We start from the raw sequence: 20,703 nt of genomic DNA on the forward strand, positions 1-20,703 counted from the left end.
TTTTTGTTTATTTAAAGACCCGAGGTAAAGAGAATGGGTGGTATCAGTGTTTGGCAACTTCTAATCATTGCTGTAATTGTTGTATTGCTATTCGGAACTAAGAAACTACGCGGTATCGGTGGCGATCTGGGTGGTGCCGTTAAGGGCTTCAAAAAAGCGATGAGCGAAGATGAACCTGCGAAAAATGACAAAGACGCAGACTTCGAACCAAAAAGTCTAGAAGAGCAGCAGAAAAAAGAAGCTGCTCCTGAAACGAAAAAAGACAAAGAGCAGGCGTAAAACGTGTTTGATATCGGTTTTTGGGAACTGGTATTAATATCTGTTGTTGGTCTGGTCGTTCTTGGGCCGGAGCGTTTGCCTCATGCTATTCGCAGCGTGTCTCGCTTTATCGGTGCCGCTAAGAGTATGGCAAATAGCGTCAAAGACGAATTGTCACACGAGCTGAAAGTCCAAGAGCTGCAAGAAAACTTGCGCAAAGCAGAGCAAATGGGGATGGATGATTTGTCCCCTGAGTTGAAATCTTCAGTCGAAGAATTGAAGAAGGCAGCGCAATCTGTAAATCGTCCTTACGCAAAGAACACCGATTCAGAGGCTGAGCCTGTAAAAACAGAGCCAGCAGCAGAAAAGGTAGAGAAAGCGGAAGAGAGCAAGGTTACAGCGGCAGATAAGAAAGCCGAATAGTCTCATTAGGAGGAGCTACTAGTGATTGGTAGCTCCTTTTTGATCTGGTTTTTAATAAGAGGTTTGCCATGTCTACCGTCGAGCAGACACAACCTTTAATTAGTCATTTGTTGGAGCTTCGCAACCGACTACTGCGCTCAATTTTGGCAGTGTTGGTGGTGTTTGTCGGACTAATTTATTTCTCTAACCACATTTACGAGTTTGTTTCCGCACCTTTAGTAGAGCGTCTACCTGAAGGCGCGACCATGATTGCTACGGATGTGGCTTCACCCTTTTTCACGCCACTGAAGTTGACGTTAATCGCTTCGGTATTTATTGCGGTGCCGTTTATTTTGTATCAAGTTTGGGCCTTTGTTGCTCCTGGCTTATACAAACATGAGCGTCGTTTGATCATGCCGTTGCTGTTCTCTAGTTCGCTATTGTTCTACTGTGGAGTGGCATTTGCCTACTTTGTGGTATTCCCATTGGTGTTTGGCTTCTTTACAGCTATCTCTCTTGGTGGGGTAGAGTTTGCAACTGATATCTCGAGTTATCTCGACTTTGTGCTGGCGCTATTTATGGCGTTTGGTATCGCATTCGAGGTGCCTGTTGCGATTATTTTGTTGTGTTGGACTGGGGCCACCACACCAGAAGATCTAAGACAGAAACGGCCTTATATCATTGTGGCGGCGTTTGTCGTAGGTATGGTGTTAACGCCACCAGACATGATCTCGCAAACCTTACTCGCTATTCCGATGTGTTTACTGTTTGAAGTCGGTTTATTCTTTGCGCGTTTTTATACGCGTCGAGGCGAAGAGGCAGAAGCTGAAACCGAAGAATAAGTTTACTGTAGATGTAAAAAGCGGCTCAATTGAGCCGCTTTTTTTGCGGTTGGTTTGTTTCTTGGGCTAACTACTTAACTTTCATGACGTAACCACACTTTGTGCATACGTATACTTCCTTGATGCCCAGCAGCTTTTGAAAAAAACTGCGCGGTACGCGTTGTAAGTAAGCACCATGTGTACACACTTCAACTTCCATATTCATGCTGTTTTACATTTGTGCTAATTAATGGGCATAAAGCAGTATAGAAAAAGAATATGTCTAATTGTCGACAGTTTTGCAAAACAGACGAAGTAAAGTGGCGATATGAGAGGTAAGTAGAGTTGCTAGTTAATTATTATGTTTATCAATAACTTTGTGTGGGTTGTTCTATTATTTCAATAGGTTGAATCATTCATTCAATAGTTTAGGTAATAAAAAAGCGACGTTGATTTCGTCGCTTTTTTCAATTTTCGTGAATTAAATATTAAACAGCTTTTTGGCATTTTCAGTCGTTATTGCATCGATAGTTGCGACATCGACATCACGCAAGTCGGCAACACGTTGTGCAACGAGAGAAGTGTAGGCTGGTTCATTACGCTTACCACGGTGCGGTACAGGCGCTAAGTATGGACAATCGGTTTCTAAAATGACCCACTGCATATCCAAATGTGGAATGACTTTATCCATCCCGCCATTCTTAAAGGTCGATACGCCACCCAAGCCTAAGTGGAAGCCTAGCTCATTGATTGCTTGCGCTTCTTCTAAGCTGCCTCCAAAACAGTGGAATACACCACGCAGACGACCATCTTGCTCTTGTCTTAGCAAAGTGAGTGTTTCTTCAATCGAATCACGAGTGTGGATAACGACTGGTAAATCCATCTCTTTTGCCCAGTTAAGTTGAGCTACGAACGCCATCTCTTGCTCGGCGCGATAGGTTTTGTCCCAATACAGGTCGATACCAATTTCGCCCACCGCAATAAACTTGTGTTTCTCAAACCAGCCGCGGATGATTTCCAACGTTTGCTCAACGTTGTTATCCACATAGCAAGGGTGGAGTCCCATCATTGAGTGGCACACGTCAGGATATGCTGCTTCGGTTTGTAGCATGGGCTCAATAGAGTCCAGATCGATGTTTGGCAACAGGATCTTATTAATGCCTTGCGCTAAGGCGCGTTGTACTACTTCATCGCGGTCGTTATCAAATTCGCTGGCATAGATGTGCGCGTGGGTATCGATCATCGTTACTCTCTGTGCTTCATGGTTGGTTTCGTATTCGAAGTATACTTGAGTGTGAGTGCTGGGTCATTTTCAGTTTTTTTCATTACCTTTTTCCAGATTGTCACTCGCAACATGCATCAAGAGTGATATGATTTTGTTCACCAGATGATTTGATCATCATAACCGTCCAGACAAGGAGAAAATGGTGTCTGTATCAATTCAAGGTCCATTCCCTGCACGCCGTATGCGTCGTTTACGTAAGCACGATTTTAGTCGTCGTTTGATGGCTGAGAACCAACTTTCTGTTAATGATCTGATTTACCCAATGTTCATTCTTATGGGTAAAGATCGTCGTGAGAGCGTGGAGTCCATGCCGGGTGTAGAGCGTTTGTCGATTGATTTAATGCTAGAAGAAGCGCAATACCTTGCAAATCTAGGCGTTCCAGCAATCGCGCTTTTCCCTGTCGTAAACCAAGACGCTAAAAGCTTATGTGCTACTGAAGCCTACAACCCAGAAGGTTTGGTTCAGCGAGCAGTACGAGCGCTTAAAGAACACATTCCTCAAATTGGTGTAATCACAGACGTGGCACTTGACCCATTCACGACGCACGGCCAAGACGGCATCATCGATGAAGATGGTTACGTAATGAATGATGAAACCACAGAAGTATTGGTTAAGCAGGCTTTGTCTCACGCTGAAGCGGGTGCTGACGTCGTCGCGCCTTCAGACATGATGGATGGCCGAATTGGTAAGATCCGCGAAGCATTAGAAAACGCGGGCTACATTCATACACAAATCATGGCTTACTCGGCTAAATACGCATCGAACTACTACGGACCATTCCGTGATGCGGTTGGCTCCTCTTCAAATCTAAAAGGCGGCAACAAGAAAAACTACCAAATGGACCCAGCAAACATTGATGAAGCGATTCACGAAGTGGCGCTAGACATCAATGAAGGTGCGGACATGGTGATGGTTAAACCTGGTATGCCATACTTAGATGTAGTTCGCCGAGTAAAAACTGAACTTCAAGTACCGACATTTGCTTATCAAGTATCTGGCGAGTACGCGATGCATAAAGCGGCGATCATGAATGGCTGGCTCAAAGAGCGCGAAATTGTGATGGAATCACTACTGTGCTTCAAACGTGCAGGTGCTGACGGCATCTTAACGTACTTTGCGAAAGATGTGGCTGAGTGGTTGGCAGAAGAGAATGCACAAACTGCTCAACACCTAAATCGTACTCCGGAAGCGACTGAAGAGTAATTATCGCTCAGTGAGAAACACCAGACCAACAAGAGTTGTTCGTCTGTATATACCCAAGTAACCTCAGGCGGATTACAACAGTAACAATCCAAGGTGCTTGGGTATTTTTATTTTGGAGAAGAGAACAATGACAATGCTGATTCGTGAAGGCACATTGGAAGAAGCACTTCAAGTTGTGGCACGTGTTACCGAATTTTCGAAAGGAGAAACGGTAGACTCCATGACTCAACGTTTAGAAGAGAAAAACAGTTTAATCCTCGTTGCAGAAAAAAGTGGCACGATTGTCGGCTTCAAAATAGGTTACGAATTAGAGGATGGTGTTTTCTATAGCTGGTTGGGTGGTGTTGTTCCTGAGGCTCGAAATGAAGGCGTGGCACAATTGCTTTTGGAAGCACAAGAAGATTGGGCGGCTGAGCAAGGCTATAACACGTTAAAAGTGAAATCTCGAAATCAGTTTCCTGCTATGCTTCGATTGTTATTGAGGAATGGCTATATCATTGAAAAATTTGAAGAAAAAATTAATCTTCGTGAGTCTCGAGTTCATTTCATTAAAGCGATGTGAAAATAAATGAGATTTTTTCTCATTTAACTGTTGACTACGAAATGAGAATCATTATTATTAATCCTGTCTTAGGGAATGAGGAAGAGTTCACAAGGACGTTGAATGACTTATTAACAGAAGTTGATTAACTGAAAGTTGAGAAGTGATGAAACATTTTTCCGAGAACTTGCACGAATTCTTTTTGACACGACATTGCTCACATTGCTTCCAGTGTAATTTATAGCTTCTTGGTTAAGCTGCTCTATTTACAGAATTTGCTTTACCACTTCTGCTAGGCGACCCCATTCGGGTCGCTTTTTTCTTTTCTACGATTTCTATTTGACGTCACTATTCGTATTTTTTCCACACACGATGATCATTTAAGGATCGTTGATCTTCTCGCCGTTTTATAAAATAAATATTTAAAAACAATAAGTTACCATGTGTGTTTTTTGTGTTTTCTATCATTGGATAACCAGTGGATAATTTCTATAAACAGAGTTATCCACAGGGTGAGGTTATCTTCGTGAATAAAATCGAAAAATTTACGCGACCTAGATCGAGCGAACAAGATAGATTCGGATCAGCAGTCATGGCATCCTAGGCAGATCTCTCAAGTACTGAATTGGATACAGACAATTATGGCAAGTATTCCTGAAAATCCGTTGATCCTTATCGACGGCTCTTCTTACCTATATCGCGCTTTTCACGCCTACCCGGGCACCATGAGTAATGGTGAAATTCCAACGAATGCCGTTTACGGTGTCGTGAACATGTTACGCAGCATGATGCGTCAGTTTGCGTCTGAGCGCATCGCGGTGGTTTTCGATGCGAAAGGAAAAACCTTCCGTGATGATATGTATGCAGAATACAAAGCTAATCGTCCGCCAATGCCGGATGATCTGCGTTGCCAAATTGAACCATTGCACAATGTTATTCGCGCGATGGGTTTACCACTGATCTGCGTTCCTGGTGTCGAAGCAGATGACGTCATTGGTACGTTGGCGCATCAAGCATCACAAAAGGGCATGCCTGTATTGATCAGTACTGGTGATAAAGACATGGCGCAGTTGGTGGATGATAATATTACCTTGATCAATACCATGACGAACGTCGTGATGGATCGTGAAGGTGTGGTTGAAAAGTTTGGCATTCCACCTGAGTTAATCATCGACTACCTAGCGCTGATGGGCGATAAAGTAGATAACATCCCTGGTGTACCAGGCGTGGGTGACAAAACAGCGACCGCACTACTGCAAGGTATTGGCGGTCTGACGAAGTTGTATGAAAATCTCGATGACATTGCAGCGCTAGGTTTCCGTGGTTCTAAAACCATGGCGAAGAAGCTCATCGATAACAAAGAAAATGCCATGCTGTCGTACGAGCTCGCAACCATTAAATTGGATGTTGAACTTGAAGAAACGCCAGAATCACTGCTGAAAGCGGAACCAAATAAAGACGAACTAGTGAAGTTGTATGGTCAACTGACGTTTAAATCTTGGTTGAACGAGCTACTTGAAGGTGGTTTTGGGTCGGTAGAAGCTGTTGAGCTTGCTGGCTCTGCTCAAGCCTCTGCTTCTCATGCTGAGATCGAAACTTCCGCAGTGACAATCGACCGCAGCCAATATGAAACGATTCTGGATGAAGAAACCTTCAATGCGTGGCTAGACAAACTTCAAACGGCCGAGTTGTTTGCGTTTGATACGGAAACCGACAACCTAGATTACATGCTAGCGAACTTAGTTGGTTTGTCATTCGCTGTCGATGAAGGTATTGCCGCTTATGTGCCTGTTGCACATGACTACCTAGATGCACCTGAACAGCTTGATCGTGATTGGGTTCTAGAACAGCTTAAGCCAATTCTTGAAGATGCAGCGAAAGCAAAAGTTGGTCAAAACTTAAAGTATGATGCGTCTGTATTGGCTCGTTATGACATTGAGCTAAAAGGTATCAAGCACGACACGATGTTGGAATCGTACATTTACAACAGTGTCGGCGGTAAACACGATATGGACAGCTTGGCGCTTCGCTTCCTACAACATAGTTGCATTTCTTTTGAGCAAATTGCAGGTAAAGGCAAAAATCAGCTTACGTTTAACCAAATCGAGTTGGAACAAGCATCGCCATACGCGGCAGAAGATGCGGATGTGACCCTTCGTCTGCACAATCGCTTGTTTGCGAATATCGAGCAGGATGAAAGCCTGAAGACAGTGTACGAAGAGATTGAAATGCCGTTGGTGCCAGTTCTTTCGCGCATTGAACGCACCGGGGTCTTTATTGACGAAATGAAGCTGAGTGCGCAGTCGGTCGAGATTACCGCTCGCCTTGATGAGCTTGAAAAGAAAGCGTATGAAATTGCAGAGCAAGAGTTCAACATGAACTCGCCAAAGCAATTACAAGCCATCCTATTTGAAAAAATGGGTTTACCGGTGGTGAAGAAAACGCCATCAGGTACACCATCGACGAATGAAGAAGTTCTGCAAGAACTCGCGCTAGATTACCCACTGCCAAAATTGATTTTGGAATATCGCGGTTTGGCGAAGCTTAAATCGACGTACACGGACAAGCTGCCGAAGATGATCAACCCAACAACAGGGCGTGTGCATACTTCTTACCATCAAGCGGTAACCGCAACAGGTCGTCTATCTTCTACCGATCCGAACTTACAGAACATTCCAATTCGTAACGAAGCTGGCCGTCGTATTCGCCAAGCGTTTGTCGCACCAGCTGGCCATAAAATCTTAGCGGTCGACTACTCGCAAATCGAACTGCGCATCATGGCGCACCTTTCTGGCGACCAAGCGTTATTAGATGCCTTCCGTGATGGTAAAGACATTCACGCGGCAACTGCGGCAGAAATTATGGGTCTGGATATTGAACAAGTATCGAGCGAGCAGCGTCGTCGTGCTAAAGCCGTTAACTTCGGGCTTATCTATGGTATGAGTGCATTTGGTTTGGCGAAGCAGCTTGGTATCCCTCGCGGCGAAGCACAAGCCTACATGGATAAATACTTTGAGCGTTACCCTGGCGTTATGCAGTACATGGAAGACACGCGCAGCACGGCTGCAGATAAGGGCTATGTTGAAACGATTTTTGGTCGACGTTTGCATTTACCAGAAATCAAATCGCGCAACGGTATGCGTCGTAAAGCAGCTGAACGTGCGGCAATCAACGCACCGATGCAAGGTACAGCTGCGGACATCATTAAGAAAGCGATGCTGTTGGTTGATCAGTGGATTCAGGAAGAAGGCAATGGCCGTGTGAAGTTGTTAATGCAAGTACACGATGAATTGGTCTTTGAAGTTGAAGAGTCATCATTGTCCGAAATTGAAAGTAAAGTACAGAAATTGATGGAATCTGCAGCAGAGCTAAAAGTACCGTTGGTTGCAGAAGCAGGGCACGGTGACAACTGGGATCAAGCTCATTAGTCACTTTTAGACCAAAATAACCAATTAATTATGAGCCAGCGCACAAACGCTGGCTTTTTTTTGCGATTAAAAAAGCTAGCGCAAAGTTAACTTTGATGTTGCTTAATAAAAATTTCATGAAAAAAAACTACAAAAATTCTTTGCAATTCTGACCAATTGTTGTACATTAATACTCGTAGGGTACAGAGGTAAGATGTTCTATCTTTCAGACCTTTTGTTTCACGTTATTGGATTAGGCTGATTCAGCCGCCCCAGTCAGCTTTTGACTGGGGCGTTTTTTATTGGGCGAAAGAAAATTTTTCTTTTTGTTCAATGTGTTGGGTTGGTAACGACTTGTCTTTATATTTCTCCCACCTTTAACCTATTGTCTACACTCCAATTTTCTTCAAAAACTCGCAAACTATTCAGTCTGTAAATTTATGCCAATCACACTATGATTTTTTCTTGAAGGAAACTAAGTTGAAGGGGAAATGGGTAGGTTTCTGTCTAACTTGTTGAATTGTATTTTCTTTATTGGTTATGGTTGTGAGTTGATTAAGCGAAAGCTAAAGTTAGGCGGCTTTTTAAGCTATTGAAATCATCCGATAGTTCAGCAATGCTCCGTCACATAACAATAATTACCAATTTTTCTCTCCCGTTATCCCTGCCAGGAAGGTGGGGATTTTTATTGCCTGTTATTTAGCTCAGGTAAACAAAAGCCCCACCAAATGGTAGGGCCGTATCGAAAAGATTTAACAAATATTGTTAATTATTCTTCGTCGCTTGCTGGGGTATCCAGTTCGCCTTCTTCTATCAGGTGTGCGAGCGCCGGTGCAAACCAGGTATCCAGTTTTGCGCGCAGCTGATCAACGCCTAATCCTTTAAGGGAAGAGAACACATCAACGGAAACGTCGCCACCGAAAGTTTCCACCTGTTTGCGAACTTTCAGCAGGGTTTGTTTGCGTGCGCCACTTTTTAGTTTATCTGCTTTGGTTAGCAAAACTTGCACAGGAATGTGGCTATCGATGGCCCAGAAAATCATTTGCTGGTCGAGATCTTTCATTGGATGACGAATGTCCATCAGAACCACTAAGCCTTTTAGGCACTCGCGTTTCTGTAGGTATTCACCCAAAGATTTCTGCCATTTGTTTTTCATCTCTACCGGTACTTGAGCAAAACCGTACCCAGGTAGATCGACAATGTGACAACCTTCTTCTACTTTGAAAAGGTTGATTAATTGCGTACGACCAGGTGTCTTTGATGTCTTGGCTAAGCTTTTTTGATTAGTTAGACGGTTAAGTGCACTCGATTTACCAGCGTTTGAGCGTCCTGCAAACGCAATTTCGACACCTTCGTCTTCCGGTAGGTGACGAATATCGGGTGCGCTGGTGATGAAATGCGTATTTTGGTAATGAATTTTTACGCTCACTGTTAACTCCATCTCGACTTTGTGTAGTCGATTGATTACTTTTTTGTGAAAATGTGTAAAATAACCGTGCTCGGCATAAGGTCGCCTATTGTACCATGAGTGTACGCGGTATGTTCACATTCCGTGGTACTGGAAGCTTGATAATTATAATGGAATGTCATGAAGAAATTAGCGCTAATTTTGAGTCTTTTAGCCAGTTGCTCAGTATGGGCCCAAGGTAATATTGAGGCTGGTAAAGCAAAATCACAAACCTGTGTCGCCTGTCACGGAGCAGATGGCAACAGTGCAATAACAACGTACCCGAAACTCGCAGGCCAACACGCTAAGTATCTTGAGAAGCAGTTAAAAGAACTTAAGCTAGGCATGACAAGTGGTGGTAAACAAGGTCGTTACGATCCTGTAATGAGTGGTATGGCAATGCCACTGAGCGATGAAGATATCGCAGACCTATCTGCTTACTACGCTTCGCTACCAGTTTCAGAAAACTCAACACCTGAAGATGTGGTAGCAAAAGGAAAAACGCTTTATACCGCTGGTGATGCCGAGCGTGGCCTAACCGCATGTATTGCATGTCATGGTCCTCGTGGCAATGGTACTGAGCTTTCAGGTTTCCCGAAAATTTCTGGTCAGCATGCTGACTACATCAAAGCTCAGCTAGAAAAATTCCGTGATGGCGACCGTGGTAATGATATGAATGCCATGATGCGCGACATCGCGAAGAAAATGACAGACGAAGATATCGAAGTGCTGTCTAAATACGTTGGCGGTCTGCACTAATATACCTAAATCGCTCAAGATCCTGCATCTTGAGTTTATTGGGTAGATGTCCCTACATCGTTCGAGCAACTTATACAAAAATGCCCTAGTGAATTCGCTAGGGCATTTTTGTTCGTGACAAATATCACAGTCGACTTTGAGTTCGAAAGCGATAGTTAGCTCGGTAGTTTGTGAGAGATTTGCCATACTTGATGTTGGCTTTTTCTTGTTGGTGTTTTTAAGTTTTTGATTAAATGATAATTTTGATGTTTTAGGAAAATAGGCGGATTATTTTTTCAACCCATTACTTGTGAGCATCGCGGGATGGCGTAAAGTAGAAGTTGTTCACAGGGGGTGAATGTAAGGATTTAAGACCACGGTTTAGGTCTCCAAGGATGTAGCTCGGATGCTTGGTGATTTAGAAAGGGATTTAGATAGGTAGGGAGCCTATCAGATAAGGATGGTCATCTCGTCTGACGGTTAAGACAGTGAAACGGATCAGGCACAGGAAGTTGCTCAGTAGACAGGAAGTAAACGGATAGCCAAAACTCATCAGGAAGATGAAAAACAACTCTTTTTGGCAGGGAAAGCTCGAAAAACAAAGGGATCATTGGTGCACCAAATGTGTGCAACACAGTTTCGCCAATTGATGGCACTTAGAAAGCGACAGTCTGACTGTCGCTTTTTTTATATTCTTTTCCCTTGGTAAGTCGCAATCTGAATTACGATTACTGCACTTATTTACTTCGATGGGTTGTAAACAAAGTTTTTTAACAAAAATTGCTGAAAAAATACTCAGTAACACTCCAATCTGAGTTCACTTTCTGGTATGTTTCGCATCCCTGTTTGAGGAAGTCAGCATGCATACCTGTCCTTTATGCCAAAATCAGCGTACTCACCACTATTTTGAAGATAAGCGACGTGAATATCTTCAATGTGAGCAGTGCTGTTTGGTGTTTGTGAATCCAGACCAACGTTTGGATGCGGAAACCGAAAAAGCTCACTATGATTTGCATGAGAACAACCCTGAAGATTTAGGTTACCGACGCTTTTTGTCGCGTATTGCTGACCCGATAACAGAGCGAATTTCTCCACAATCAAATGGTATCGACTTTGGTTGTGGTCCTGGCCCAACGCTCTCCTTGATGCTGGAAGAGGCGGGGCACAACATGGCGTTGTACGATCTCTACTACCACCCTGATACGTCGGTTTTAGAAAAAACGTATGACTTCATGACAGCAACAGAGGTGATAGAGCACCTCTACCACCCAGATTTGGTGTGGAAGCAATGGTTGAATTTAGTTAAGCCAGGGGGCTGGATAGGCCTGATGACTAAAATGGTTATCGACGTGGAGGCTTTCAAATCATGGCATTATAAGAACGATCTCACTCATGTAGTGTTCTTTAGTCGTGACACGTTCCAGTTCCTAGCAGAGCGGGATAAGCTCGAACTCGAATTTATTGGTAATGATGTAATTTTACTGAGGAAACCCCAGTAATGAGCCGTAGTAAAAAATCTAGAAAGCCAGGTGCCGCTGGCGCACCTGAGTTTGTTGTAACTCGTAACCGTACAGAATCTGATGTGGAAGGCCGCCTACGCAAGCGTGCTAAAAAGCGCAAAGGCTTGAAAACGGGTAACCGTAACTCAGAAGTTAACGAGCAGAAAAAGCAAGCTGCTGCACAAAACCGCGACCCGCGTTTAGGCAGTAAAAAGAAAATTCCTCTGGTTGTTGAGCCTGCGAAGAAAATGACGAAGCAAGAGCGTCGTTTGTCGGCAGAGCAAGAACTAGAGATGCTAGAAAATGATGCGCAATTGAACGTGTTGCTAGACCGTATTGAAGCGGGTGAAAACCTAGGTACAGGTCTACAGAAATACGTCGATGAGAAGCTCGATCGCATTGAGAAGTTAATGGACCAACTAGGTTTGTTGGAACCTGAAGAAGAGGAAGACTTCACTGCTCCTGCTGAGAAAAGCACGCGCAATGATGATGACTTGCTGGCAGATTTCGACGACATTAACTTCGATGACTACAAAGGATAATTAAGCTATGAATGTAACCTTATTAGCTATTGCTGGTGTTGTGATTATCATCGCACTTGCTTCTTATGCAGGTTACCTTCTGCTTCAATTGAAAAAGCAAAAGGAATTGCAGCTAAAGCATCAAAAATTGGCGATAGATAAACGTAACGCCAACATTTTTGAGAATGTGCATACCTTGTGTCAGGCGGGTATTCAAGGCCAATGCGATTTATCTGAAATCAGTATTCGTGTGTATAACATCATGGATTATGTACAAGGTGAAGACCGTGTCGATTTTGATAAAACGTACCCTTCAATTTCTGAGCTTTACCATATCGTGAAAGATATGGCGCGTGGTGAAGAACGCCAACAACTTGCCAAGAAAGAGCGTATGCAACAGAACTTGACGCGTCATAAAGCGGAAAGCCGCCTTACTGACGCGATCATTGAAGAGCTCAAAGTGTTGCAGAAAAACGTCCAGCCACTGAATAATCAAATCAATATTCAGATGATTTAATAGTTATCCCCAATGGTTTCCTTATGACTGCTGGGGGTATCGTGATCACGCTAGCACTTCTTTAGTTTTATAATTAAAAAGCCAGCCGGCGTTGCCACGCTTGTCATCGTCGTATGGCAAAATAGCGGCTCTGAATATCGGGTGACGGTTTTCGTTGCCCTAGCATTTAACGGAAAGTACCACCATGTCGAATCAACACACTGAATCGAAGCAGCAAATCGTCTGGGATCAAGCGGTATTGGATAAGTACAACTATTCCGGTCCTCGCTACACGTCGTACCCAACGGCGCTGGAGTTCCATGAAGCGTTCACCATTTCTGATTATGATATGGCATGCACTCAGTACCCAGACCGCCCATTATCGCTGTACGTGCATATTCCGTTCTGTCACAAGCTTTGTTACTACTGTGGTTGTAATAAAGTCATCACGCGCCACTCGCACAAAGCGGACGAATACCTCGATGTGCTTGAGCATGAGATTCGTCAACGTGCAGCCTTATTGGTGGGTAGAACGGTAACGCAATTGCACTTTGGTGGTGGTACGCCAACGTTCCTTTCTGAAAAGCAAATTACACGCGTAATGAGCCTGTTGCGCCAAGAGTTTACCTTTAGCAGTGATGCTGAAATCAGTATCGAAGTTGACCCGCGTGAAATTCAGATCACCATGCTGGATCACCTGCGTAGTGAAGGCTTTAACCGCTTGAGCATCGGTGTTCAGGACTTCAATAAAGAAGTGCAAAAACTGGTGAACCGTGAGCAAGATGAAGAGTTCATCTTTGCGATGGTTGCGCGCGCAAAAGAGTTGGGTTTCCGTTCGACAAACCTAGATTTGATCTACGGCTTGCCAAAGCAAACCAAAGACTCTTTTGCCAAGACGTTAGAACAAGTACTGGAAATGCAGCCGGGCCGTCTGTCCGTGTTTAACTACGCGCACATGCCACAGCTATTTGCAGCGCAGCGTAAGATTAAAGACGAAGATCTGCCTAAAGCAGAAGAGAAGATGGCGATTCTGCAAGATACCATCGCGACACTGACTGGTGCTGGCTACCAGTTCATCGGTATGGACCATTTTGCATTGCCTGATGACGAACTTGCCGTTGCTCAGCGCGAAGGTATTTTGCATCGCAACTTCCAAGGCTACACCACACAAGGTGAATGTGATTTGGTTGGCTTTGGTGTCTCTGCAATCTCGATGATCGGCGATGCATACGCGCAAAACCAGAAAGAGCTGAAGAAATACTACGCTCAAGTCAACGAACTTCGTCACGCACTGTGGAAAGGGGTCTCGCTGGACTCTGATGATTTGCTACGTCGCGAAGTGATCAAGCAGCTGATTTGTAATTTTAAACTAGACAAGAAAGCGATCGAGTCTGAGTTTAAAGTGAAGTTTGATCAGTACTTTAAAGAAGATTTGCAGCTACTTCAGACCTTCATCAACGATGAGCTGGTGGAAGTGGATGACAATGAAATTCGTGTGACGCTGCGAGGTCGTTTGCTGATCCGTAATATTTGTATGAGCTTCGATAAGTACCTGCGAGCGAAGGCGCGTCAGCAACAATTCTCTCGTGTTATCTAATCATAGACGCCGATTCAAGATATAAAAAATGCCAGCAGATGCTGGCATTTTTTTATGTTTTCGCTGGATTTAAGCGCGATCTTTTACTTTTGCTTTCAGTTCCGCTTTTTCTGCTTCTGAAAGGAACGCAATCTCAAGGCCATTGATTTGTGCTTGGCGAATCTGGTCTTGGCTCAGACCAGCTGCTGGTGCCGCTACTTCGTATTCGTATGGCAGTTCGATGCCTTCTACCGCTGGATCGTCAGTGTTCAGACACGCAAGAACGCCATGCTCTAGGAACTGTTTGAGAGGGTGGTTTTCTAACGTTTCTACCGTGCTTGTTTGGTAGTTTGATGTTAGGCAAGACTCAATACCAATGCGGTTTTCTGCTAGGTAATCCATCAGTTTTGGATCGTGGATCGCTTTTACGCCGTGACCGATACGAGTTGCGCCCAGCTCATTGATTGCTTGCCACATGCTCTCTGCACCTGCTGCTTCACCAGCATGAACCGTTACCCCAAGGCCAGCGTCGCGTACTTGTTTGAAGTGAGACACAAAGCGATCGCCCGGTTGGCCCAGTTCGTCACCCGCCAAGTTGACGGCAACGATGTGATCTTTTTGGCTCAGAATGCCGTCCAGTTCTTGTTGGCATGCGTCGGTGCCAAATGTGCGACTCATGATGCCGATCAGGTTGGCTTTCACGCCAAAATCGCGCATACCCGCTTGCACACCGTCCACGACTGCTTCAACAACACCCGCTACTGGTAACTTGTGTTTCATTGCCATGTAGTATGGTGAGAAACGCAGTTCAGCGTAATCGATTTGAGCGTTTAGTGCGTCTTCTACGTTTTCGTACGCCACACGACGACATGCATCTAGGTCGCCCAGTACCGCAACACCCCAGTCGAGCTTAGAAAGGAAAGCAACAAGAGAGGGTTCCGCTTCGACAATTTGAACGTGAGGAGTGAGAGACTCAATATCGTACGCTGGCAGAGCAATACCAAATTTTTGGCCAAGCTCAAGAATCGTTTTAGTACGAATGTTACCGTCAAGGTGGCGGTGCAAATCAGTAAGAGGAAGGTTCTTCGTTATCATTATGTCGATCCGGATAGTTATGAACTGGAACAGGGCCCAAACATCATCTGTGACAATACATGGGTAAGATTTGCAGTTAAGTATAAATAACAGTTAGGTAGATTGTCAGTAGAGGATGACTAGGAAATCAACGATTCTCGCTCTTTTCTACTTCATGTTAACCAAATGTGTTGGCCACTCTTCTAGTGGCATTGGACGACTGTAATAGAAGCCTTGCACTTGGTTGCAGCCTAAAGAGCGCAGTAATTGTGCTTGATTGCTATCCTCTACGCCTTCTGCGACGACATTGGTTTTGAGGCCTGCGGTGATATTGATGACCGCAGCAACGACCGAACTGTCTAAGTTTTCTTGCGTGAGTTGATTGATGAAGGTGCGATCAATCTTCAAACAAGTAAATGGCAGTGAGTGAAGATAACCCAGTGATGAGTAACCGGTACCGAAATCATCGATCGCGATCCCAATCCCCATATCACGCAGTTTGGTCATGTTTTCCAGTGTGGTTGGTGCGCTATCAATAATGCGCGACTCGGTGATCTCCAGTGTTAGGTTACTGGCGGGTAATTTTGTGATATCCAATACGTTGGTCACTGTATCGACAAAATCAGGGCAGGACAGTTGATTAACGGAGATGTTCACATGCAGTTGGAAGTCTGATGGCCACTGATTACTTTGAATGGCTTGGTATGTATCGCGGCAAGCTTGTAACAGAATTTGTTGGCCAATGGCTTTGATCATGCCGCTTTCTTCTGCGATTGGAATAAAATCTAATGGTGACACCATTCCTGAGTCACTGTGCCAGCGCGCCAGCGCTTCTGCGCCACACACATTACCACTAGCGAGATCCACAATAGGTTGATAATGAGGGACAAATTCTTGGTTTTCGATGCCAGTTTGAATCTTAGTCAGCATTTGGGTGCGGAACTTTGAAGCGCTTGCTAGTTCAGGGCTGTAATGACAGACACCGGTCAGTGAGTCTTGCTTGGCGTAGCTTAATGCGATGCTGGCGTTGCGAAGCCACAGCGGCATGGTTTCATTTGGTTGGGTTTGCACAATGCCAAGTGAAATTTTCATCACTACATTCTCACCTTCCACCATAAATGGGGTGGAAAAGAGTTGCTGTAATCGACGCTCGGTTTGTTTAACTTTGGCTTCAGTATCGGCGTTTGAGAGAAACACTGCGAACTCATCACCACCAATCCGAGCCAGTAACGCGTTATCACTAAACTCTTGTTTTAGCCTTTCTGCGATGCTGACCAACAGTTGATCACCGTTATGATGCCCCACACTGTCGTTGATATCTCTAAATTTGTTGATACCAAGTAAAAATAAACTGCCGTGGCACAGGTGAGATTGGTTCTCACAGATTTCGACCAAGCCCTGACGACTGTATAAGCGTGTCAGAGAGTCATAAACCAACTGCTCACGCAACGCTTTAAATGAGGCTCTGAGGTTACTCGTCATCTCATTAAAGGCATGCACAAGTACCGTTGTCTCATACACATAACCAGGTTTTGGCATACTGCTGTCCCAATCGCCATTCGCAAGGTGTTGGGCGGCGTCGGCCGTCGCGTTAATCGGTCTGGTGACTCGGTTGAAAATGATCCAACTGATGGCGATACCAAATAAGCTGACGATAAACCCGACCAGCCAACTCTTTTGTTGGCTTTTCGGCAATGTACCCAGCAACTCGGATTCAGATATAGAGGTGCCAATAAACCATGTTAAACCGTTTTGATCTCGGTATGGGGTTAGTCGGCTGAAAATACGTTGGCCGTCATGCTCAAATGAAAAGGTGTAAGGTTGCTTAGTATTGTTGAGATCAAACGACCGAACGCGGCTCGCACTGATTTTGATGATCGGATCTGCGTTTTCAGCCGCAAACAAACGCTGCCCTTTATCAGAAAACTTTGTACCCCATGAGATGACGCTTCCCGGGCCTGAGTGAGCGATTAAACGATGCTCTGGGTCCATGATGTAGACCGAAGCTTTGGTGTTGTATTTTAACTCACGTAGAAATTCGTTAAATGTGTTGATGCGAATGTCTGTCACCAACACGCCAGCAAATTGGTCGTGTTTATACACTGGTGTCATGGCTGACAGCGTAATATCCTGGCGTTCATCGGCATTCGTATAAATCTCAGACCACATCGAGGTTTGAGTCTCTGCGACGGGCGTATACCATGGGCGAGTGCGAGGATCGTATGGAGAGATAACCGTTCGAATGCTATTACTCACATGGTTGGTGCCATAAATAATCAGATCACCATCGGTATATCGATCTTGAACCATTAAGGTGTAATCGTCGGAAAGCTCGCGGCGGAACCCGGCAAAGTCACCGCTTTCTGAACCAAATGCGATGACATCCAACTGCGGTATCGATTGGTAAAGGTTTTTGAATGCACTCAGCAGGTAGCTTTGAATATCTGAGGTGTCGTGAGGGTGATAAAGGTTGTGATAGCTGACGTTATGCGCGAGAGCCATAACCGCAGTAAACGGTTTGCGCAGATAGCTATTAAGGTGGTCGTGGACACTTTCGGTTAACACGGAAAGTTGTTTGTCGCTGATATCTGTGACCACTTCTTCGTAGCTTTGTTTTTGGACGTAGACAATGACACCGATCGCCAGTAAGAAGATCATGACAAATGGAATGAGAACAGCGGTACGCAGTGTAATTTGAGTCGTAGCAGTAGACATTGCCTAATCACATAGATGGTGGTGCGCCACAATTGTACTGATATTTTTGTTAATATCGAGTGACAAACGACTCTCGTTGTTAACGCACCACGTAAGTGATTGTCAGTACAATTCTTTTAATTTTCTGGTAAGCGTGTTTCGCCCCCAGCCTAATACTTTAGCGGCATCTTGCTTGTGACCTTTAGTGTGCTCCAAAGCGGCCTCTAATAAAATGCGCTCAAATTCTGGTAAAGCATAAGAAAGCAGTTCTTTATCTCCTGCCGCGAGTGATTGACGTGCCCAATCCGCCAATTGTTCTTGCCAGCTGCCATGTTCAGAGTCCAAAATGGATTTTTTCTCTTCGAGCAGTTCGCTTGGTAAGTCGTTTGGCAATACCTCGCTACCACTGGCCATGACGGTTAACCAACGGCAAATATTCTCTAATTGACGCACGTTGCCCGGCCAATCAAGGCGGTTAAGAATTTCAACGGTCGACGGATGCAGAGTTTTGGTTTCGACCCCCAGCTCATCAGCCGCTCGGATAAGAAAATGCTGCGTAAGTTTTTCGATGTCCTGCTTACGTTCACGCAATGCCGGAATCTGCACTCGAATCACGTTCAAGCGATGGAATAAGTCTTCACGGAAATCGCCTTCATGCACCAGCTTTTCTAAATTCTGGTGTGTTGCCGCGACAATCCTTACGTCGACGCTGATTGGGGAGTGACCGCCCACTCGATAAAACTGTCCGTCGGCCAGAACACGCAGCAAACGGGTTTGAATATCTAACGGCATGTCACCGATTTCGTCTAAAAATAGGGTGCCGCCATTGGCTTGTTCGAATCGACCCTGACGAACATTGTTCGCCCCGGTAAATGCCCCTTTTTCATGACCAAACAACTCTGACTCAATCAGATCTTTGGGAATCGCTGCCATATTGAGTGCAATAAAAGGTTTGTTGGCGCGAGGACTATGGCGGTGCAACGCATGAGCAACGAGCTCTTTACCCGTGCCCGATTCACCGTTAATCAATACTGAAATTGAGGAGCGAGAAAGACGACCAATGGCTCGAAATACTTCTTGCATGGCTGGCGCTTCACCGATGATTTCTGGCGTTTCCGCAGGAATGTCTTCTGGAGAGAGTTGCTCACGTTTATTTTCGTGACTGTGTGCAATCGCTCGCTCAACTAACGTTAAGGTTTCATCGATATCAAAAGGTTTTGGTAAGTATTCAAAGGCGCCTTTTTGGTACGCATTCACTGCCGCATCCAAATCCGAGTGGGCGGTCATGATAATCACGGGAAGGTCTGGGTAATCGCGCTGTACTTGTTTTAGCAGCTCTAATCCATCAATGCCCGGCATGCGAATGTCCGATACCAGCACATCTGGTACTTCGCGTTCGAGCGCCATCAAAACGCTTTCCCCATCGGCATAGGTTTCGCATTTTATGTTGGCAGAGGAGAGCGTTTTCTCCATCACCCAGCGAATGGAACTGTCGTCATCAACGACCCAAACATATCCTTTACTCATGTAGTAATCCTTGCAGCAAACCGAAAAAATGATGCGACTTGAAGTCCATTAGCGCAATCAGATCGGCAAATAAATAGTAAATGTTGTGTGACCAGGCCAGCTTTCTACGTCTATTTTTCCATTGTGCTGGTCGATCAAATTTTGTGAAATAGACAGCCCTAAGCCAGTTCCTCCCTCGCGGCCACTGACCATGGGATAGAACAGCGTGTCTTGTAATTCCGGTGGAATGCCTGGGCCGTTGTCTGTGATTTCGACACGCGCAGCGAGTTTACAGCGTTTGCCGTGAATATTAGCTTGATGCACCGTTCTGGTGCGAATGGTGATTTTACCGTGTTCTTGATGGCTAAGAATTTGCGCCGCATTACTGACGATATTAAGCATCGCCTGTTCGATTTGGTCCGCATCCATCAAAATTTCTGGCAAGCTCGGGTCGTAATCGCGTTCAATCACGATTGAACGTTGCGATTCTAATTCAACCAACTGGCGAACCTTTTCCAGAATTTGATGCAAGTTTTCTTGTGTCTTCTTACCTGGCTTTTGTGGCCCGAGTAATCGATCAACGAGCGCTCTTAAACGGTCGGCTTGCTCAATAATGATGTGCGTATACTCGGTGAGAGAGGGATCTGGCAGCATTTTTTCTAGCAATTGCGCTGCACCACGTAATCCACCTAGCGGGTTTTTGATCTCATGTGCAAGCCCTCGGACTAACAGTTTCGCCGCTTGTTGTTGGGCGTGCTGGTTTAGTTCTTGAGAGAGTCGGCGCTGTTGATCAATTTTGCGCATCTCAACCAGAAGCATCAACTGTTTTTGCCAAGTGATTGGGCTAACTGTCACCTCTAGCATTAAGGGGCGGCCATCAACAACGAAAGTGACGTCACTGTCGGTGATGCTTTGGCCACTTTGCAATGGTTGAGTGAGCAGCGCGAGATCCAGCGACGCATGTTGAATCAATTGAGAAAGCGATTGTTCAACAATACGTTTCGCGCTTTGAGAAAACAGCAACTCGGCAGCCGGATTGGCATAACGGATAGCCAATCCATCATCAAGAATCAGTGTTGCTGTCACCATGTTGTTGAGAATGGCACTAGGAAGACTGGTATCCACATTACGTCCTTGTTTTGCTTTAAGATTGTGCGTTGCACAATAATGGTGCAATTGAACGTTAAGTATGGCGAATAAATCTCAGAAGAAAAAGTGAAAAGCACCGCAGTGA

At 45.0% G+C, this 20,703-nt stretch carries 18 protein-coding genes; 12 read left to right on the forward strand and 6 right to left on the reverse strand.

From position 1 onward, the window contains the following. Window positions 1–33 precede the first annotated feature (33 nt). From tatA to tatC, 3 genes are all read left to right on the forward strand, one after another. Window positions 34–279: a Sec-independent protein translocase subunit TatA gene (tatA, locus tag EX191_RS15415; protein WP_005382958.1), complete on the forward strand. Its 246-nt coding sequence runs from the start codon at window positions 34–36 to the stop codon at window positions 277–279. A gap of 3 nt (window positions 280–282) precedes the next feature. Further along, window positions 283–681 (forward strand): Sec-independent protein translocase protein TatB, encoded by a 399-nt coding sequence (gene tatB, locus EX191_RS15420; protein ID WP_005382959.1) that lies wholly within the window; start codon window positions 283–285, stop codon window positions 679–681. 68 nt (window positions 682–749) lie between these two features. Beyond that, window positions 750–1,502, forward strand: coding sequence for a twin-arginine translocase subunit TatC (gene tatC, locus EX191_RS15425; protein WP_005394442.1), 753 nt, complete (start codon window positions 750–752; stop codon window positions 1,500–1,502). Window positions 1,503–1,962: 460 nt separating this feature from the next. On the opposite strand, the gene EX191_RS15430 is transcribed toward tatC, so the two are convergent. Continuing rightward, entirely contained in the window at window positions 1,963–2,724 is a 762-nt protein-coding gene (locus EX191_RS15430; protein ID WP_046874158.1) for a TatD family hydrolase, read from the reverse strand. A 184-nt stretch (window positions 2,725–2,908) separates the two neighbouring features. Between EX191_RS15430 and hemB the strand changes: the two genes are divergently transcribed. The 4 genes from hemB (at window position 2,909) to spfP (ending at window position 8,180) form a co-directional block, all read left to right on the forward strand. Beyond that, window positions 2,909–3,970 (forward strand): porphobilinogen synthase, encoded by a 1,062-nt coding sequence (gene hemB / locus EX191_RS15435; protein ID WP_031777176.1) that lies wholly within the window; start codon window positions 2,909–2,911, stop codon window positions 3,968–3,970. A gap of 127 nt (window positions 3,971–4,097) precedes the next feature. Next, entirely contained in the window at window positions 4,098–4,532 is a 435-nt protein-coding gene (locus tag EX191_RS15440) for a GNAT family N-acetyltransferase (protein WP_193448010.1), read from the forward strand. Window positions 4,533–5,152: 620 nt separating this feature from the next. Next, entirely contained in the window at window positions 5,153–7,939 is a 2,787-nt protein-coding gene (gene polA, locus EX191_RS15445) for a DNA polymerase I (protein WP_193448011.1), read from the forward strand. Window positions 7,940–8,132: 193 nt separating this feature from the next. Beyond that, window positions 8,133–8,180 (forward strand): small protein SpfP, encoded by a 48-nt coding sequence (gene spfP, locus EX191_RS23185; RefSeq protein WP_438356636.1) that lies wholly within the window; start codon window positions 8,133–8,135, stop codon window positions 8,178–8,180. A gap of 507 nt (window positions 8,181–8,687) precedes the next feature. Here spfP and yihA read toward each other — a convergent pair. Continuing rightward, window positions 8,688–9,347: a ribosome biogenesis GTP-binding protein YihA/YsxC gene (gene yihA, locus EX191_RS15450; RefSeq protein WP_005394452.1), complete on the reverse strand. Its 660-nt coding sequence runs from the start codon at window positions 9,345–9,347 to the stop codon at window positions 8,688–8,690. 159 nt (window positions 9,348–9,506) lie between these two features. Here yihA and EX191_RS15455 point away from each other — a divergent pair, with 159 nt between their 5' ends. The 5 genes from EX191_RS15455 to hemN all read left to right on the forward strand — a co-directional run bounded on the left by EX191_RS15455 (window position 9,507) and on the right by hemN (window position 14,216). Continuing rightward, complete coding sequence (locus tag EX191_RS15455; protein ID WP_005379248.1) at window positions 9,507–10,124, forward strand: c-type cytochrome; 618 nt, start codon at window positions 9,507–9,509, stop codon at window positions 10,122–10,124. Window positions 10,125–10,963: 839 nt separating this feature from the next. After that, the gene (locus EX191_RS15460) at window positions 10,964–11,602 is read left to right on the forward strand and encodes a class I SAM-dependent methyltransferase (RefSeq protein WP_193448012.1); all 639 of its coding nucleotides are present in this window, start codon (window positions 10,964–10,966) and stop codon (window positions 11,600–11,602) included. Then, window positions 11,602–12,144: a Der GTPase-activating protein YihI gene (yihI, locus tag EX191_RS15465; protein ID WP_005394455.1), complete on the forward strand. Its 543-nt coding sequence runs from the start codon at window positions 11,602–11,604 to the stop codon at window positions 12,142–12,144. The genes EX191_RS15460 and yihI overlap by 1 nt, the downstream gene beginning before the upstream one ends. A 7-nt stretch (window positions 12,145–12,151) precedes the next feature. Next, window positions 12,152–12,640, forward strand: a complete 489-nt coding sequence (locus EX191_RS15470; protein ID WP_193448013.1) for a DUF2489 domain-containing protein — start codon at window positions 12,152–12,154, stop codon at window positions 12,638–12,640. A 184-nt stretch (window positions 12,641–12,824) separates the two neighbouring features. Beyond that, window positions 12,825–14,216: an oxygen-independent coproporphyrinogen III oxidase gene (gene hemN, locus EX191_RS15475; protein WP_048624602.1), complete on the forward strand. Its 1,392-nt coding sequence runs from the start codon at window positions 12,825–12,827 to the stop codon at window positions 14,214–14,216. 69 nt (window positions 14,217–14,285) lie between these two features. On the opposite strand, the gene add is transcribed toward hemN, so the two are convergent. The 4 genes from add to glnL all read right to left on the reverse strand — a co-directional run bounded on the left by add (window position 14,286) and on the right by glnL (window position 20,594). After that, window positions 14,286–15,290, reverse strand: a complete 1,005-nt coding sequence (gene add, locus EX191_RS15480; RefSeq protein ID WP_193448014.1) for an adenosine deaminase — start codon at window positions 15,288–15,290, stop codon at window positions 14,286–14,288. A 147-nt stretch (window positions 15,291–15,437) separates the two neighbouring features. Further along, a complete protein-coding gene (gepA, locus tag EX191_RS15485; protein WP_005395037.1) occupies window positions 15,438–17,984 on the reverse strand; it encodes a phosphodiesterase GepA in 2,547 nt (848 codons plus the stop codon). A gap of 102 nt (window positions 17,985–18,086) precedes the next feature. Further along, window positions 18,087–19,490 carry a nitrogen regulation protein NR(I) gene (glnG, locus tag EX191_RS15490; protein ID WP_046874154.1) on the reverse strand — a complete coding sequence of 468 codons (1,404 nt, stop codon included), beginning with the start codon at window positions 19,488–19,490 and terminating at the stop codon, window positions 18,087–18,089. Between the two features lie 57 nt (window positions 19,491–19,547). Next, window positions 19,548–20,594, reverse strand: a complete 1,047-nt coding sequence (gene glnL / locus EX191_RS15495) for a nitrogen regulation protein NR(II) (protein ID WP_012841226.1) — start codon at window positions 20,592–20,594, stop codon at window positions 19,548–19,550. Between the last annotated feature and the right edge of the window lie 109 nt (window positions 20,595–20,703).

The organism is Vibrio chemaguriensis (assembly GCF_012275705.1).
Lineage (GTDB): Bacteria > Pseudomonadota > Gammaproteobacteria > Enterobacterales > Vibrionaceae > Vibrio > Vibrio diabolicus.